This window comes from Pseudomonas sp. P110(2024) (genome assembly GCF_057480795.1).
In genome coordinates this window covers 350088-365142 of sequence record NZ_JBLIYT010000001.1, presented here as the reverse complement: position 1 = coordinate 365142, position 15055 = coordinate 350088, and the positions used below count along the sequence as shown (strand labels likewise).

16 protein-coding genes are annotated in these 15055 nt (G+C 64.7%); 9 read left to right on the top strand and 7 right to left on the bottom strand.

Annotated features, from left to right (window positions below; translation table 11 throughout):
• Nucleotides 1–123: 123 nt before the first annotated feature.
• The 3 genes from AC25ND_RS01875 to sthA all read left to right on the top strand — a co-directional run bounded on the left by AC25ND_RS01875 (nucleotide 124) and on the right by sthA (nucleotide 4410).
• A complete protein-coding gene (locus AC25ND_RS01875; RefSeq protein ID WP_036986701.1) occupies nucleotides 124–1587 on the top strand; it encodes a glyceraldehyde-3-phosphate dehydrogenase in 1464 nt (487 codons plus the stop codon).
• Nucleotides 1588–1813: 226 nt separating this feature from the next.
• Nucleotides 1814–2812, top strand: a complete 999-nt coding sequence (locus tag AC25ND_RS01870) for an FAD:protein FMN transferase (RefSeq protein WP_186597079.1) — start codon at nucleotides 1814–1816, stop codon at nucleotides 2810–2812.
• A 203-nt stretch (nucleotides 2813–3015) separates the two neighbouring features.
• Entirely contained in the window at nucleotides 3016–4410 is a 1395-nt protein-coding gene (gene sthA / locus AC25ND_RS01865) for a Si-specific NAD(P)(+) transhydrogenase (protein WP_023631920.1), read from the top strand.
• 48 nt (nucleotides 4411–4458) lie between these two features.
• Here the strand turns inward: sthA and AC25ND_RS01860 are convergent, their stop codons facing one another.
• The gene (locus AC25ND_RS01860; RefSeq protein ID WP_028692729.1) at nucleotides 4459–5175 is read right to left on the bottom strand and encodes a glycerophosphodiester phosphodiesterase; all 717 of its coding nucleotides are present in this window, start codon (nucleotides 5173–5175) and stop codon (nucleotides 4459–4461) included.
• A 32-nt stretch (nucleotides 5176–5207) separates the two neighbouring features.
• Nucleotides 5208–5792: a PilZ domain-containing protein gene (locus AC25ND_RS01855; RefSeq protein WP_028692728.1), complete on the bottom strand. Its 585-nt coding sequence runs from the start codon at nucleotides 5790–5792 to the stop codon at nucleotides 5208–5210.
• 93 nt (nucleotides 5793–5885) lie between these two features.
• On the opposite strand from AC25ND_RS01855, the gene AC25ND_RS01850 reads away from it, so the two are divergent.
• The 3 genes from AC25ND_RS01850 to AC25ND_RS01840 all read left to right on the top strand — a co-directional run bounded on the left by AC25ND_RS01850 (nucleotide 5886) and on the right by AC25ND_RS01840 (nucleotide 9134).
• Entirely contained in the window at nucleotides 5886–7136 is a 1251-nt protein-coding gene (locus AC25ND_RS01850; RefSeq protein ID WP_028692727.1) for a lipoprotein-releasing ABC transporter permease subunit, read from the top strand.
• A gap of 7 nt (nucleotides 7137–7143) precedes the next feature.
• On the top strand, nucleotides 7144–7827 hold the full coding sequence (gene lolD, locus AC25ND_RS01845; protein ID WP_175406177.1) for a lipoprotein-releasing ABC transporter ATP-binding protein LolD: 684 nt from the start codon (nucleotides 7144–7146) through the stop codon (nucleotides 7825–7827).
• 62 nt (nucleotides 7828–7889) lie between these two features.
• A complete protein-coding gene (locus tag AC25ND_RS01840) occupies nucleotides 7890–9134 on the top strand; it encodes a lipoprotein-releasing ABC transporter permease subunit (protein WP_028692725.1) in 1245 nt (414 codons plus the stop codon).
• Nucleotides 9135–9194: 60 nt separating this feature from the next.
• Here the strand turns inward: AC25ND_RS01840 and AC25ND_RS01835 are convergent, their stop codons facing one another.
• Both AC25ND_RS01835 and AC25ND_RS01830 read right to left on the bottom strand, forming a co-directional pair.
• Nucleotides 9195–10538 (bottom strand): heavy metal sensor histidine kinase, encoded by a 1344-nt coding sequence (locus AC25ND_RS01835; RefSeq protein WP_186597076.1) that lies wholly within the window; start codon nucleotides 10536–10538, stop codon nucleotides 9195–9197.
• Nucleotides 10538–11218, bottom strand: a complete 681-nt coding sequence (locus AC25ND_RS01830; protein ID WP_028692723.1) for a heavy metal response regulator transcription factor — start codon at nucleotides 11216–11218, stop codon at nucleotides 10538–10540. The genes AC25ND_RS01835 and AC25ND_RS01830 overlap by 1 nt, the downstream gene beginning before the upstream one ends.
• 156 nt (nucleotides 11219–11374) lie before the next feature.
• On the opposite strand from AC25ND_RS01830, the gene AC25ND_RS01825 reads away from it, so the two are divergent.
• Both AC25ND_RS01825 and queF read left to right on the top strand, forming a co-directional pair.
• Nucleotides 11375–11890, top strand: a complete 516-nt coding sequence (locus tag AC25ND_RS01825; protein WP_062574603.1) for a cupredoxin domain-containing protein — start codon at nucleotides 11375–11377, stop codon at nucleotides 11888–11890.
• Nucleotides 11891–11957: 67 nt separating this feature from the next.
• Nucleotides 11958–12788 carry an NADPH-dependent 7-cyano-7-deazaguanine reductase QueF gene (gene queF / locus AC25ND_RS01820; protein WP_186597074.1) on the top strand — a complete coding sequence of 277 codons (831 nt, stop codon included), beginning with the start codon at nucleotides 11958–11960 and terminating at the stop codon, nucleotides 12786–12788.
• Nucleotides 12789–12821: 33 nt separating this feature from the next.
• On the opposite strand, the gene AC25ND_RS01815 is transcribed toward queF, so the two are convergent.
• Nucleotides 12822–13085: a DUF4404 family protein gene (locus AC25ND_RS01815; protein ID WP_186597072.1), complete on the bottom strand. Its 264-nt coding sequence runs from the start codon at nucleotides 13083–13085 to the stop codon at nucleotides 12822–12824.
• 123 nt (nucleotides 13086–13208) lie between these two features.
• Nucleotides 13209–13760, bottom strand: a complete 552-nt coding sequence (gene pcrP / locus AC25ND_RS01810; RefSeq protein ID WP_186597069.1) for an HAD superfamily inactivated hydrolase PcrP — start codon at nucleotides 13758–13760, stop codon at nucleotides 13209–13211.
• Nucleotides 13761–13948: 188 nt separating this feature from the next.
• Here pcrP and AC25ND_RS01805 point away from each other — a divergent pair, with 188 nt between their 5' ends.
• Nucleotides 13949–14656: an MlaA family lipoprotein gene (locus AC25ND_RS01805; RefSeq protein ID WP_028692718.1), complete on the top strand. Its 708-nt coding sequence runs from the start codon at nucleotides 13949–13951 to the stop codon at nucleotides 14654–14656.
• Nucleotides 14657–14707: 51 nt separating this feature from the next.
• On the opposite strand, the gene AC25ND_RS01800 is transcribed toward AC25ND_RS01805, so the two are convergent.
• Nucleotides 14708–15007 (bottom strand): PilZ domain-containing protein, encoded by a 300-nt coding sequence (locus AC25ND_RS01800; RefSeq protein WP_028692717.1) that lies wholly within the window; start codon nucleotides 15005–15007, stop codon nucleotides 14708–14710.
• Nucleotides 15008–15055: the final 48 nt, after the last annotated feature.

The window sequence follows — 15055 nt, the reverse complement described above, 5'->3', positions numbered from 1 at the left end:
CGGTGCCGGGGCTCGCTGTCAGGCTCGCGAGGGCATGACGACGGGGTCTGGCGTCGGCGACAGGCGCTCATTGCCCGATACGCCGAGGGGCGTCATAATGTAGCCCCTTTTTTGTTCCCCTACATGTGGAAGGTTACCGTGACTCAGAAGCCCGACCAGTGTCTTGGTGAGTGGATCGATCGTGAAGCCCTGGCTGAAGCGATGATCCCGCTTATCGGTCAGCTCTACCGCAACAACAACGTGGTGAGCTCGATCTATGGCCGCAGCCTGATCAACCGTTCGGTTATCTCGATCCTCAAAGCCCACCGCTTTGCCCGTCACCGTCAGACCGACGAGACCGAGCTGTCCGTCCACGAGACATTCCCCCTGCTCAAGGCCATGAGCGAGCTGAAACTGGGTGCCGCCTCGGTGGACCTGGGCAAGCTGGCCAACAAGTTCAAGGCCGAAGGCAACGGCCGCAGCGCCGAGCAGTTCGTCCGTGACGAACTGGCCGACGTCGTGGGTCAGCAGAACGCTTCCGCACGCAAGGGCACCGACGTCGTCCTGTACGGCTTCGGCCGTATCGGCCGCCTGCTGGCGCGCATCCTGATCGAGAAGACCGGTGGTGGCGACGGCCTGCGCCTGCGCGCCATCGTCGTGCGCAAGGGCGCCGAGAACGACCTGGTCAAGCGCGCCAGCCTGCTGCGCCGTGACTCGGTGCACGGTCCGTTCGACGGCACCATCGTCATCGATGAAGCCAACAACACCATCACCGCCAACGGCAACCTGATCCAGGTGATCTACGCCAAGAGCCCGAGCGAAGTCGACTACACCCAGTACGGCATCCACGATGCGCTGATCGTCGACAACACCGGCGTATGGCGTGACGCCGACGGCCTCGGCCAGCACCTGGCCTGCCCGGGCGCTGCTCGCGTGATCCTCACCGCACCTGGCAAGGGCGCGCTGAAGAACATCGTGCACGGCATCAACCACGGCGACATCAGCGCCGACGACAAGATCATCTCGGCGGCGTCCTGCACCACCAACGCCATCGTGCCGGTGCTCAAGGCCATCAACGACCAGTACGGCATCGTCAATGGCCACGTCGAAACCGTTCACTCGTTCACCAACGACCAGAACCTGATCGACAACTTCCACAAGGGCAGCCGTCGTGGCCGCGCCGCGCCGCTGAACATGGTCATCACCGAGACCGGTGCCGCCACCGCCGCCGCCAAGGCCCTGCCGGTGCTCAAGGGCAAGCTGACCGGCAATGCCATCCGTGTGCCGACGCCGAACGTGTCGATGGCCATTCTCAACCTGAACCTCGAGAAGGCCACCACCCGCGAAGAGCTGAACGAGTACCTGCGCCAGACCGCCATGCACTCGGAGCTGCACAAGCAGATCGACTACGTCAGCTCCCAGGAAGTGGTGTCCACCGACTTCGTCGGCTCGCGCCACGCCGGTGTGGTCGACGCCGAGGCGACCATCTGCAACGACAACCGCGTTGTCCTGTACGTCTGGTACGACAACGAGTTCGGTTACAGCTGCCAGGTGGTACGCGTGATGGAAGACATGGCTGGTGTGAACCCGCCAGCGTTTCCACGCTGATCCGCTTGTAATGCGTTGAAAAAACGGGAACCTTCGGGTTCCCGTTTTTTTTCTTTCCGCCTCGCTGCTATCGATGTGGGAGCGGCCTTGTGTCGCGAAAGGGCTGCGCAGCAGCCCCGGCAATTGTGGTGGCGTTGCAGAAATCCCGGGGCCGCTTTGCGGCCCTTTCGCGACACAAGGCCGCTCCCACATCGACCGCGTGGGCAGGTCAATCGAGAGATCTAAGTTGCGCACAGTTCTTCTGCTTTGCCTGTTGTTGCTGTCAGCCTGCAATCAAGGCCCCACCCTCGAGCGCTTCGGCGGCCCGACCATGGGCAGCAGCTACAGCATCCAGTACGTGCGCCAACCCGGCGGCCCTGCGCCCGACCAGGTCCAGGCCGAGGTCGAGGCCATCCTCCAGGCCATCGACGCCCGCTACTCCACCTACCGCGGCGACTCTACCGTCAGCCGTTTCAACCAGCTCCCGGCCAATCAGTGCCTGCCCATCGACGCCGACCTGTTCGAGCTGGCCAGCTTCGGCCAGCACCTGGCCGAGCAGAGCCGGGGTGCCTTCGACCTCACCGTTGAGCCACTGCTCGACCTCTGGGGCTTTGGCCCGCAGGCCCGCGAGATGCACGTGCCCGACCCGCAGGCGCTGGCACGTGCACGTGAGCGTGTGGGCTACCGGCACCTGCGCATCGAGGGTGACGCCCTGTGCAAGGACGCCCCCATCGAGCTGGACTTCAACAGCATCGCCGCTGGCCACGCCGTCGACCTGATCGCCCAGCGCCTGCGCGGCATGGGCATCGAGGCGTTTCTCGCCGAAGCCACCGGCGAGCTCAAGGTCGTGGGCCGCAAGCCCGACGGCAGTGCCTGGCGGGTGGCCCTGGAGCTGCCGCGCGAGGATCGCCAGATCGCCCGCCAGGTCATCGACGTGGAGGACATGGCCGTGTCGACCTCGGGTGACTATCGGCATTATTTCGAGGACAATGGCCGGCGCTATTCGCACACCTTCGACGCCCATCTCGGGCGCCCGGTCGAGCACGACCTGGCGGCGGTGACGGTGCTCGACGGCTCGGCGCTGCAGGCCGACGGCTACTCGACCCTGCTGTTGATCCTCGGGCCGCAGCAGGGCTGGGATTTCGCCGTCGCCCACGGCATTGCCGCGGTACTGGTGACCCGGGTCGAGGGTGGTTTCGTCTCCCGTTCCACGCCGGCCTTCGAGCGGGTGGTGAAAGGCGAGTGAAAGGCAAGCCACGGATGATCAATGCCAGGGAAGCGGTGAAACGACATGTAGTGCAGGCAATAATGGCCTACGACGCGACCAAGGGTTAATGTGCGCGGCGTTCACGCTTGATTAGACTGCACCCGAATTTTCTCATGGCGCCCCGGCGACATGATCGCGCCCCGCGGCCATCCGGCCGGCGGGCCAGTTCTGAAGGAGTACGCATGGCTGTCTACAACTACGACGTAGTGGTGCTGGGTTCCGGCCCGGCCGGAGAAGGCGCGGCAATGAACGCCGCCAAAGCAGGGCGCAAGGTGGCCATGGTCGACAGCCGTCGCCAGGTCGGCGGTAACTGCACCCACCTGGGCACCATCCCGTCCAAGGCGCTGCGTCACTCCGTGCGGCAGATCATGCAGTTCAACACCAACCCGATGTTCCGCGCCATCGGCGAGCCGCGCTGGTTCTCCTTCCCCGACGTGCTCAAGAGCGCCGAGAAAGTCATCAGCAAGCAGGTTGCCTCGCGTACCGGCTACTACGCGCGCAACCGCGTCGATGTGTTCGTCGGCACCGGCAGCTTCGCCGACGAGCAGACCGTCGAAGTGGTCTGCCCCAACGGCGTGGTCGAGAAGCTCAACGCCAAGCACATCATCATTGCCACCGGCTCGCGTCCGTATCGCCCGGCCGACATCGACTTCCACCACCCGCGGGTCTACGACAGCGACACCATCCTCAGCCTGAGCCACACCCCACGCAAGCTGATCGTCTACGGCGCCGGGGTGATCGGTTGCGAATACGCCTCGATCTTCAGCGGCCTGGGTGTGCTGGTCGAGCTGGTCGACAACCGCGGCCAGCTGCTGAGCTTCCTCGACTCGGAAATCTCCCAGGCGCTGAGCTACCACTTCAGCAACAACAACATCACCGTGCGCCACAACGAGGAATACGACCGCGTCGAAGGCCTGGACAACGGGGTGATCCTGCACCTGAAATCGGGCAAGAAGATCAAGGCCGACGCCTTGCTGTGGTGCAACGGCCGTACCGGCAACACCGACAAGCTGGGCCTGGAGAACATCGGCATCAAGGTCAACAGCCGTGGCCAGATCGAAGTTGACGAGACCTACCGCACCAGCGTGCCGAACATCTATGGCGCCGGTGACGTGATCGGCTGGCCGAGCCTGGCCAGCGCCGCCCACGACCAGGGCCGCTCGGCCGCCGGCAGCATCGTCGACAACGGCAGCTGGCGCTTCGTCAACGACGTGCCAACCGGCATCTACACCATTCCGGAGATCAGCTCGATCGGCAAGAACGAGCAGGAGCTGACCCAGGCCAAGGTGCCCTATGAAGTGGGCAAGGCCTTCTTCAAGAGCATGGCCCGCGCGCAGATCGCCGGCGAGCCGCAGGGCATGCTGAAGATCCTGTTCCACCGCGAGACCCTGGAAGTCCTCGGTGTGCACTGCTTCGGCTACCAGGCCTCGGAGATCGTCCATATCGGCCAGGCGGTGATGAACCAGCCGGGCGAACAGAACAACCTGAAGTACTTCGTCAACACCACCTTCAACTACCCGACCATGGCCGAGGCCTATCGGGTAGCTGCCTACGATGGACTGAACCGGCTTTTTTGAGCGGCTCCGACCGGTGGCCTGAGCCGGTCGGGGAGACCGATTTCAGCCCTACCCGAGGGTGGTCCTGGCCAAACCGGGAAAGTCTGTAATCAGGCTGTCCACGCCAAAGTCGGCGAGCCGGCGCATCAGCGCCGGTTCGTTGACCGTCCATACCGACACATGCAGGCCCTGGCGCTGCGCCTTGATCAGGCGTTCGGGGGTGCACAGCGTCCAGTTCAACGCCAGCATCTCGCAGTCGTAGTTCTGCGCGACCTTCAGCGGGTCGAGCCAGGCGTACTCGGCAACCAGTCCGCGCTTGATGTCGGGTACCAGCTCCTGGGCGGCGCCCAGCACTTCCCGTGAGCTCGAGGTGATGGTCACCTTGTCCAGCAGGCCATGCTGCTGGGCCAGTTCGCGGATCGCCAGCACGGTGCTGGCGGCGCGGGTGCGCGAGGCGCTCTTGACCTCCAGCTGCCAGTGCTCGAACGGGCACTTCTCGAACAACTCCTCGAGCCGCGGGATGGGGCAGGGCTGCACATGGCCCGGGCCGCCCTTGCGCGCATCGTAGGTGACCAGCTCGGCGGCGGTGTGCTCGACCACCTTGCCGCGCCGGCCAGTGGTGCGCTTGAGGGTCGGATCATGGATTACCATCAGCTCGTTGTCGGCCGACAGGTGCAGGTCGAGTTCGCAGCGGGTCACGCCATGGGACAGGCACTGGCGAAAGCTCTGCAGGGTATTCTCGGGCGCTTCGCCCTTGGCGCCGCGGTGGCCATAGATCAAGGTCACGTTCGTTCCTTCAAATCAGAGAGAAAAGGGCTTCAGGAAGCGGGGGCGTTCTGTTCCAGCGCCTGGCGTCGTTGCTGTTGCTGGCGCTGCAGGATGTAGCGGGCCAGCAGCTGGCGCTGGGCGTCGGTCATGTCGATGAACTCGGTGCCTACCTCGTAATCGCCATCCGGGCGCGGGTCGCAGTGGGTGACCCGGCCGCGTAGGAGCAGGCCATGGGCGCGGGGCATCAGCACCATCTTCACCTTGACCCGGGTGCCGGGGTCGATCTTCTGCGCCTGGGCGAACTCGATGCCGCCTTCAGAGATGATCACCGGCTGCGGCTGGCCGATTTCGCCGATCAGGGTCTGGGCGACCACGGCGCTGAGCAAGTCGAGACGTTTGTTCTGGGCGCGCAGGAAGGCGGCCAGGGTGCGGTCTTTTTCGCTCAGCTGGCGCAACAGGTGCTGCGACTCGAAGTCCGAAAGGTGCAGTTCGCTGAGCAGGTTGAACAGCTCGGAATCATCCTGCAACAGTTCTGTTTCAAGGGCTTCGGCCGCGCTAAGGGGGCTGATTTGAAGTGCGATCCGATCTTCGATGCGGTAGTATTCGCGGCGATCTTCTTCGTCTAATGTCGTCATGGCGAACCCAAGGTTACGGCGGTGGTCCGAGTGTAAAGCCGCCGTAGGCGCCTCGCCACAAGGACGTTCCCTTTCATCCGAACAAGCCCCGACATGTTCAGACCTCTATTCGTATTCATCGGTACGCGTTACACCCGTGCCAAGCGCCGCAATCACTTCGTCTCGTTCATTTCGCTCACCTCGATGATCGGCCTCGCCCTGGGCGTGGTGGTGATGATCGTGGTGCTCTCGGTGATGAACGGGTTCGACCACGAGATGCGTACCCGCGTGCTGGGTATGATCCCCCATGCAACGCTGGAGACCGGCCAGCCGATCGACGACTGGCAGGCCCTCGCCTCTAAAGTAAAGCAGAATCCGCAGGTGCTGGCGGTCGCGCCATTCACACAGATGCAGGGCCTGCTGACCCATGAAGGCAAGGTGCAGAAGGTGCTGCTCAACGGTATCGACCCGGCCCGCGAGCGCGAGGTGTCGATCATCGACAAGTTCGTCCTCGACGGCAGCCTCGACAAGCTGGCCCCGGGCGAGTGGGGCATCATGATCGGCGACAAGGCCGCGCAGAAACTGGGCGTGGGCATCGGCGACAAGCTGACTTTCGTTGCCCCCGAGGTCAGCGTCACCCCGGCGGGGATGTTCCCGCGCATGAAGCGCTTTACCGTGGTCGGCACCTTCCATGTCGGCGCCGGCGAGATCGACGGCTATCTGGGCCTGACCAACATCGCCGACCTGTCGCGCCTGCACCGCTGGAAGGCCGACCAGGTCCAGGGCGTGCGCCTGAAGTTCGACGACCTGTTCCAGGCCCCGCGGGCCTCTTGGGCCATCGCCCAGCAGCTGGGCGAGCAGGAGTTCTACCCGCGTGACTGGACCCGCACCCACGGCAACCTGTACCAGGCGATCCGCATGGAGAAATCCATGATCGGCCTGCTGTTGCTGCTGATCGTCGCGGTGGCGGCGTTCAACATCATTTCCACCCTGGTGATGGTGGTCAACGACAAGCGCGGCGACATCGCCATCCTGCGCACCCTGGGCGCCACGCCCGGGCAGATCATGGCCATCTTCATGGTCCAGGGCACGGTGATCGGCGTGGTCGGCACGCTGATCGGCGCGGTCCTGGGCATCCTCGGCGCGCTTAACGTGAGCGCGGCCATCGCCGGCATCGAGACCCTGATCGGGCACAAGTTCCTCAATGCCGATGTGTACTTCATCGATTACCTGCCGTCGCAGATCCAGGCCCAGGACGTGTACATGGTCTGTGGTGCGGCGCTGGTCCTGAGTTTCTTCGCCACCCTGTATCCGGCCTGGCGCGCCTCGCGCACCCAGCCGGCGGAGGCGCTACGTTATGAGTGAGTCGCGCATGAGTGATAAAGCCGTGTTGAGCTGCCGCAACCTGGGCAAGAGCTACGAGGAAGGCCCGGAGTCGGTCCAGGTCTTGTCGGGGTTGAACCTCGAACTGCACCCGGGCGAGCGGGTGGCCATCGTCGGCAGCTCGGGCTCGGGCAAGAGTACCTTGCTCAACCTGCTCGGCGGCCTCGACACCCCGAGCCAGGGCAGCGTCTGGCTGGCCGGCGAGGAGCTGTCGGCGCTGGGCGAGCGGGCCCGCGGCCTGCTGCGCAACCGCGCCCTGGGCTTCGTCTACCAGTTCCACCACCTGCTGGCGGAGTTCACCGCCCTGGAAAACGCCTGCATGCCGCTGCTGATCGGCAAGACGCCGATCGCCGAGGCCCGCGAGCGTGCCGAGGCGCTGCTCAAGCGCGTTGGCCTGGGGCATCGGTTGAATCACAAGCCGGCCGAGCTGTCCGGTGGTGAGCGCCAGCGTGTGGCGATCGCCCGCGCCCTGGTCAACCGCCCGGGCCTGGTCATGCTCGACGAGCCCACTGGCAACCTCGACCACCACACCGCCCAGGGTATCCAGGAACTGATGCAGGAGCTGTCGAATCACTCGCAGACCGCATTCCTGGTTGTGACCCACGACCTCAACCTGGCGCGGCAGATGGACCGTGTGCTGCGCCTGGAAGACGGGCACCTGGTGGCGATCTGAGTCGCCTGCATGGGGCGGCCTGAGGCGGCCCCGATTCATTTTTCACTTGGGTGTCCTCGTTCATGTTCAGACCCTTGTCGTTGTTCATCGGTGCCCGCTACACCCGTGCCAAGCGCCGCAACCACTTCATCTCGTTCATCTCGATGACTTCGATGATCGGCCTGTCGCTCGGCGTGCTGGCGATGATCACGGTGCTGTCGGTGATGAACGGCTTCCAGCGCGAGATGAGCTCACGCGTGCTGGGCCTGGTGCCCCATGCCGCGATTCTCGGCGCGCAGCCGCTGGACGACTGGCGCAAGGTCGCCAGCGCCGCCGAAAGCAACCCGGCGGTGATGGCCGCGGCGCCGATCACCGAGATGGAGGGCATGCTCTCGTACAAGGGGGCGATGCAGCCGATCCAGGTCGCCGGCATCGACCCGGCCGAGGAGGGCAAGGTCTCCATCGTCACCCAGCATATTGTCCAGGGCAGCCTGCAGGACCTGGTGCCGGGCGAGTACGGCGTGGTCATCGGTGAATTGACCGCCCGGCGCTTTCGCCTGAATACCGGCGACAAGCTGACCCTGATCGTTCCGGAAATCAGCAAGGAGCCGGGCGGCATCACCCCGCGCATGCAGCGCCTGACCGTGGTCGGCATCTTCAAGGTCGGCGCCGAACTGGATGGCTCCCAGGCCTACATCCATATCGCCGATGCCGGCGAGATGCAGCGCTGGGCGCCGGGCCAGGTGCAGGGCGTGCGGCTGAAGCTGCATGACCTGTACGCTGCGCCGCAGGTGTCCAAGGCCATCGCTGCGGGGCTGGGCGACGGCTACCGTGCCGATGACTGGTCGCACACCCAGGGCAGCCTGTTCAGCGCCATGAAAATGGAAAAGACCATGATCGGCCTGCTGCTGATGATGATCATCGCTGTGGCTGCCTTCAATATCATCGCCACCCTGGTGATGGTGGTGAACGACAAGGGCGCGGATATCGCCATCCTGCGCACCATCGGCGCGACGCCGGCGCAGATCATGGGCACGTTCATGGTCCAGGGCAGCCTGATCGGCATCGTCGGCACCCTGATCGGTGGCGTGCTCGGGGTGATCCTGGCACTGAACGTCAGCGCCGTGGTCGGCTGGATCGAGCGGGTCAGTGGGCAGCACATCTTCACCTCCGACATCTACTTCATCAGCAGCCTGCCCTCGGAGCTGCAGTGGGGCGATGTGGCGATCATCTGCGTGGCTGGGCTGGTGATGAGCTTCCTGGCGACCCTCTATCCTGCGTACCGCGCTTCGCAGATCGAACCGGCGATGGCGTTGCGTTACGAGTAAGGCAGGGGCGCTTTGCGCCCCTTTCGCCGGCTTGCCGGCGATGGGCTGCGCAGCAGCCCTCTAGGCAGGCAACTCGATCACGAAGCGCGTCCACCCACCTTCGCACTGGGCCCGAATATTCCCACCGTGCGCCTGCACGATCGAGCGGGTGATGGCCAGCCCCAGGCCCGCATGCTCGCTGCTGCCCTCCTGGCGCGCCGGGTCTGCCCGATAGAAACGGTCGAACAGCCGCTCCAGCAGTTGCGGGGCGATTGCCGGGCCACTGTTGGCCACCTCGATGCGCAACCCCGGCGCAAGGCTCACACGAATCTCGCCCCCCGCCGGGGTGAAGCGCAGGGCATTGTCCAGCAGGTTCGACAAGGCCCGGCGCAGCATGTGTCGGTCGCCCTCGGCATGCGCCTGGCCCTCGCGAGACAGCCTGACCTCGGCTTCCTCAGCCAGCGGCGCGTAATACTCCAGCAGCGCATCGACCTCGATCGCCAGGTCCAGCGCCTGACTATTGGGCATCAGCAGACCGTGGTCGGCCTTGGCCAGATAGAGCATGTCGTTGACCAGCTGGGCCATCCACTGCAGTTCCTCGAGATTGCCATGCAGGGCCTCGCGGTACTCCTCGAGGCTGCGTGGGCGGGTGAGGGTGACCTGGGTGTGGGTCAGCAGGTTGGACAGCGGTGTGCGCAACTCGTGGGCGATGTCGGCGGAGAACGCCGACAGGCGTTGGAAAGCATCGTCCAGGCGCTGCAGCATGGCATTGACCGCGCCGGCCAGCTCGGCCAGTTCCTCGGGCATCTCGGCGGCCGGCAGGCGAGTGGTTAGCGAGCGGGCGTTGACGCTGGCGGCGACCTTGCCCATCCGCCGCAGCGGCTTCAGGCCACGGCGCACGGCCCAGGCACCCAGCAGCGCGGTGGCCAGCGCGCTGAGGCCGACCGTGAGCCAGATCAGGCGCTGCATGCCTTGCAGGAAGTGCTGGTGATGGGTGATGTCGAGGAACAAGGTCAACTGCGGCGAGTCGGGCCGGGTTTCGTCCAGCGGCAGGCTCAGTCCGCGGTAGTCGTTGCCCTGGGTATGCAGCGTGGCCAGGCCGGGCTGGGCCGGGGCGTCCGGCAGGTCGCCGCGGCTGGCGAACCAGGTGGTGCCGTCGACCGCGCGCACGCGCAAGGCCAGGTCGGACTGGTGGCTGAGCTCGTTGAGCAGCCCCGGCAGGCGCGTGGCCAGTTGCTCGGGGGTGGTGACGCCGTCGAGCAGGCTGCGCATCAGCGACAGGCGGCCGCTGAGCAGTTGCTGGTCGAGCTCGACGAAGTGCTGCTCGCTGGCGCGGCTGAACAGCAGGCCGGCGCCCAGCGAAACACTGGCGGTGCAGGCGGCGAACAGCAGCGCCAGGCGACGGCCGAGGGACAGGCGGCGCATCAGTCCTGGCGCTCCTCGAGCACGTAGCCCATGCCGCGCACGGTATGGATCAGCTTGGTGGCGTGATGGTCGTCGATCTTCAGGCGCAGGCGGCGGATGGCCACCTCGATGACGTTGGTGTCGCTGTCGAAGTTCATGTCCCACACCTGCGAGGCGATCAGCGACTTGGGCAGCACCTCGCCCTGGCGGCGCAGCAGCAGTTCGAGCAGGGCGAATTCCTTGGCGGTCAGGTCGACGCGCTGGCCGGCGCGTTCGGCGCGGCGGCGGATCAGGTCCAGGCGCAGGTCGGCCAGGTTCAGGCAGGTGTCCTGGCTGGCGCTGGCGCCTCGGCGCAGCAGGCTGCGCACCCGGGCCAGCAGTTCGGAGAAGGCGAATGGCTTGACCAGGTAGTCGTCAGCGCCCAGCTCCAGGCCGTGGACGCGGTCCTCGACGGCATCTCGGGCGGTGAGGAACAGCACCGGCGTTTCCAGCCCGGCCTGGCGCACGGCCTGGAGAATCTGCCAACCGTTGCGCCCCGGCAGCATCACATCGAGGATCAGCAGGTCGTGGTCACCGGTCAGGGCCAGGTGCTGGCCGGTGTCGCCATCGTTGGCAAGCTCAGTGACGAAGCCGGCTTCGCTCAGGCCCTGGCTCAGGTACTGGCCGGTCTTGGCCTGGTCTTCGACGATCAGCAGTTTCATGTGTTTACCAATGTTCGGATCAGCGTGATGCCGAAATCATACGTGACGATCTGGCGGCCTGCCCAAGCTGACAACGTTGTAATCTTCCCGTCAGCCAGCTGCCAGCCAGCCTTTTCGAGAATGGTCTCATTCTCCCAGAACGACCCGGAGTCACCCATGAAACACCTGTTCATCGCTGCCGCCCTCGCACTGGTCAGCCTGCCGAGCTTTGCCGACAACGGCAAACCCTTCGCCTTCGGCGAGCCGGCCGAGGCGGCCAAGGCCACCCGCACCATCGAGGTGGTACTCAAGGACATCGCCTTCGAACCGAAGAGCATCAAGGTCAAGGCTGGCGAGACCGTGCGCTTCGTGCTGGTCAACGAAGGCAAGCTGCCCCACGAGTTCAACCTGGGCGACAAGGCCATGCACGCCGAGCACCAGAAGGAAATGATCGCCATGCAGGGCAAGATGTTCACCGCCGGCATGAACCACGAAGGCATGGACCATGGCCAGATGGATCACGGCCAGATGGGCGCTGGCCACGGTCATGCGGGTGGCAACACCGTGCTGGTACAGCCCGGCCAGCGCGCCGAGCTGACCTGGACCTTCCGCAAGTCGGCGCCCATCGAGTTCGCCTGCAACGTGCCTGGCCACTACCAGGCGGGCATGGTCGGGCCGCTGACCATCGAGTGACATCGGCTCCAAGGCGGGGTGCAAAACCGGTAGACTAGGGCAATTTCGAACCTTCAGGTCAGTTTCCATGCATCCCGCCGCCGAACACTCCCCGCTGGGCAAGTCCAGCGAATACATCGCCACCTACACCCCTTCGCTGCTGTTCCCGATTCCCCGCTTGGCCAAATGGGCCGAGCTGGGCGTGAGTGGCGACGCGCTGCCGTGGCAGGGCGTGGACTTCTGGAACTGCTTCGAACTGTCCTGGCTGCTGCCCTCGGGCAAGCCGGTGGTGGCCATCGGTGAGTTCGCCATCCCGTGCGATTCGCCGAACATCATCGAGTCCAAGTCCTTCAAGCTGTACCTCAACTCGTTGAACCAGACGGTGTTCGAGTCGGTAGCGGCGTTGCAGGCGTGCCTGGTGCAGGACCTGTCCGCCGCAGCCGGCAAGCCGGTCGGGGTCAAGGTCAGCACCCTGGCCGAGGTAGAGGGGCAGGGCGTGACCACGCTACCGGGCCAGTGCATCGACGCGCTGGATGTGAACATCAGCAACTACGAGCAGCCGCAACCGGAGCTGCTGCGTTGCGCGTCGGAGCGCGTGGTGGAAGAGACCGTGCACAGCCACCTGCTCAAATCCAACTGCCCGGTCACCGGCCAACCGGACTGGGGTAGCGTGGTGGTGGAGTACAAGGGGCAGGCGCTGGATCATGCCAGCCTGCTGACCTACCTGATCAGCTTCCGCCAGCATGCCGACTTCCACGAACAATGCGTGGAGCGGATCTACCTGGACCTGAAGAACCTGCTCAAGCCTGAGCACCTGACGGTGTATGCACGCTACGTGCGCCGCGGTGGGCTGGATATCAACCCGTACCGCAGCACTGGGGCGATCAGCCCGCAGAACCTGCGATTGGTGCGTCAGTAATGTAATGGGGCCGCGTTTGCGGCCCCATTCGGTTCAGATCCCCATGCTGTGCAGGTGATTGGCGATATTGCGCAGGATGGCGGTAAGGTCTGGGTGATCGGCCTCGAAACGTTCAACGGCGGTATTGACCCCATCGACCAGGTTGTTGTCGTTGGTCGCTTCCTCGAGCTTGATCTGGGCTTCGATCTGCTGCATCAGTTCATGCAGGTGTTCGCGCTCTTCCAGCGAGAGCGGTGGATTGCGGTCCAGTTGCTCGCGCAGGCTATCGAGTTGCTCTTGCAGTTCGCGGGCAGGCATTGTTCGTTCTCCATCAATGACTTGGCAAGCCATGGACCTCGGCGACACGGTAAAGGTTCTGGCCTGCCTTCTAGCGTAATCCACCTGCCGCAGCTTTGCATGACCCGCATCAACGGGGATGTATCAGGGTTTCTCGCCCCTGTGTCGGCGCTGGGCAATGTCCGCAAGGCAGGTGTCGAGGGATTCCAGGTGATCGATCACCGAGTGCACGCCCAGGCCGAATAGCGCCAGGGTCGCCTTGCCACGGGTGCGCTCCTGTTCCTGCCGGGTCATGGCCTGCCATTGACTGGGGCCGAGGTCGCAGGCCGCCAGGCCCACCGTCCACAGGCCGGCGTTGAGCCCGGCCTGCAGCAACCGTGGCTCACCGCTGACCAGCACGCAGCCTTCCAGGCGCTGGCTGTCGAGGCTCATCAGCGCCTGCCAGCAGGCGTTGGGCGCCGGCCATTTGCAGCCGTTGACCAGATGGCCCGGTAGCCAGCCGGGCAGCACGCTGCTCAGGCGCTTGCCCTGGGCGGCGCTGAGCTCGTCGAGCCAGATGCACGGCACCGCCTGCGCGCGCAGGCGGTGAAGGGAGTCGAGGGCGCCGGGGGCGGGCATGGGGCTGCCGTCGTTTGCCTGGACCAGGCAGCCGCGCAGTCCGAACAGCACGGCGGTGAAGGCGGGTGCGTCTTGCATGGCAACGTCCCTAAATACCCCGCAAGCTACCCGGCGATTGTGACCAAGGGATGACGACTACAGTTGTTCACGAAATCTTGACAGAGATATGTAAAACTACCGTTCAGCCAGCAAGCCAGTATACTTGCGCCCTATCGAGCAGCGCGCCATAGGCCGTTGCCGCCGTGAAATCCGATGGAGAAACATCTATGCGTAGGATCGGTGCCGGAGTGATCGAGCGAGTCACCCAGGCCTGTGTCTGCGCCAGCTTGCTGCTGGCGCCCGTGGCAGCCACCCAGGCGGCAACCGAGGAGGATCCGTGGGAGTCGGTCAACCGACCGATCTTCAGGTTCAACGATGTCCTCGACACCTATGCCCTCAAGCCGCTGGCCCAGGGTTACCAGTACGTCACCCCGCAGTTCCTCGAGGATGGCATCCACAACATCTTCCGCAACCTGGGCGACGTCACCAACCTGGCCAACAACGTGCTGCAGCTCAAGCCTCGAGCGGCGGGCATCGACACGGCGCGGCTGATCGTCAACACCACCTTCGGCCTGGGCGGTTTCTTCGACGTCGGCACCAAGATGGGCCTGCAGCGCAGCGACGAGGACTTCGGCCAGACCCTCGGCTACTGGGGCGTGCCCAGCGGGCCGTACGTGGTCATTCCGTTCCTTGGCCCGAGCACCGTGCGTGACGGCCTGGCCAAGTACCCGGACACCTACACCGAACCCTACCGCTACATCGACCATGTGCCGACCCGCAACTCGATCTTCGCGATGGACGTGATCGACACCCGCGCCAGCCTGCTGTCGGCGGAGAAGCTGATCCAGGGCGACAAGTACATCTTCCTGCGCAATGCCTACCTGCAGAACCGCGAGTTCAAGGTCAAGGACGGCCAGGTCGAAGACGACTTCTGATCGACCGGCTTACGAAAAAGGCGACCTTCGGGTCGCCTTTTTCGTAACAGTTCAATGCATGGCCAGGATGCGCAGGCCGAACTTCTGCGCGCCGCCGGGCTGGTCGGCGATCCACACCACTTCGGTGCTGGCATGCAGGCCGGCGAGGGCGGCGTGGTCGGAGTCGATGCGCACCTCGAGCTGGTCGCCCACTTTGAATCGCTGCGGTGCCTGGACCTGCATGCCGCTGCTGGAGAGGTCGATGCACACGGCACTGATCACCTGGCCGGCGTGCAGCAGGCTGACCTCGGCTTCAATGCGCATGCGTATGAAATCGCGTTTTTCGCTGTAATCCACGGGGGGCTGGGACATGCTTGCATCCTTTCGTCAGGTTGCGCCGATGTGCTTTCTTATAACGCC

Coding starts and splice junctions, on each gene's coding strand:
- AC25ND_RS01825 (WP_062574603.1), top strand. CDS start 11,375: ATGAAACACCTGTTCATCGCTGCCGCCCTCGCACTGGTCAGCCTGCCG.
- pcrP (WP_186597069.1), bottom strand. CDS start 13,760: ATGCAAGACGCACCCGCCTTCACCGCCGTGCTGTTCGGACTGCGCGGC.
- AC25ND_RS01835 (WP_186597076.1), bottom strand. CDS start 10,538: ATGCGCCGCCTGTCCCTCGGCCGTCGCCTGGCGCTGCTGTTCGCCGCC.
- AC25ND_RS01830 (WP_028692723.1), bottom strand. CDS start 11,218: ATGAAACTGCTGATCGTCGAAGACCAGGCCAAGACCGGCCAGTACCTG.
- AC25ND_RS01855 (WP_028692728.1), bottom strand. CDS start 5,792: ATGACGACATTAGACGAAGAAGATCGCCGCGAATACTACCGCATCGAA.
- AC25ND_RS01875 (WP_036986701.1), top strand. CDS start 124: ATGTGGAAGGTTACCGTGACTCAGAAGCCCGACCAGTGTCTTGGTGAG.
- AC25ND_RS01840 (WP_028692725.1), top strand. CDS start 7,890: ATGTTCAGACCCTTGTCGTTGTTCATCGGTGCCCGCTACACCCGTGCC.
- AC25ND_RS01815 (WP_186597072.1), bottom strand. CDS start 13,085: ATGCCTGCCCGCGAACTGCAAGAGCAACTCGATAGCCTGCGCGAGCAA.
- lolD (WP_175406177.1), top strand. CDS start 7,144: ATGAGTGATAAAGCCGTGTTGAGCTGCCGCAACCTGGGCAAGAGCTAC.
- sthA (WP_023631920.1), top strand. CDS start 3,016: ATGGCTGTCTACAACTACGACGTAGTGGTGCTGGGTTCCGGCCCGGCC.
- AC25ND_RS01800 (WP_028692717.1), bottom strand. CDS start 15,007: ATGTCCCAGCCCCCCGTGGATTACAGCGAAAAACGCGATTTCATACGC.
- queF (WP_186597074.1), top strand. CDS start 11,958: ATGCATCCCGCCGCCGAACACTCCCCGCTGGGCAAGTCCAGCGAATAC.
- AC25ND_RS01805 (WP_028692718.1), top strand. CDS start 13,949: ATGCGTAGGATCGGTGCCGGAGTGATCGAGCGAGTCACCCAGGCCTGT.
- AC25ND_RS01850 (WP_028692727.1), top strand. CDS start 5,886: ATGTTCAGACCTCTATTCGTATTCATCGGTACGCGTTACACCCGTGCC.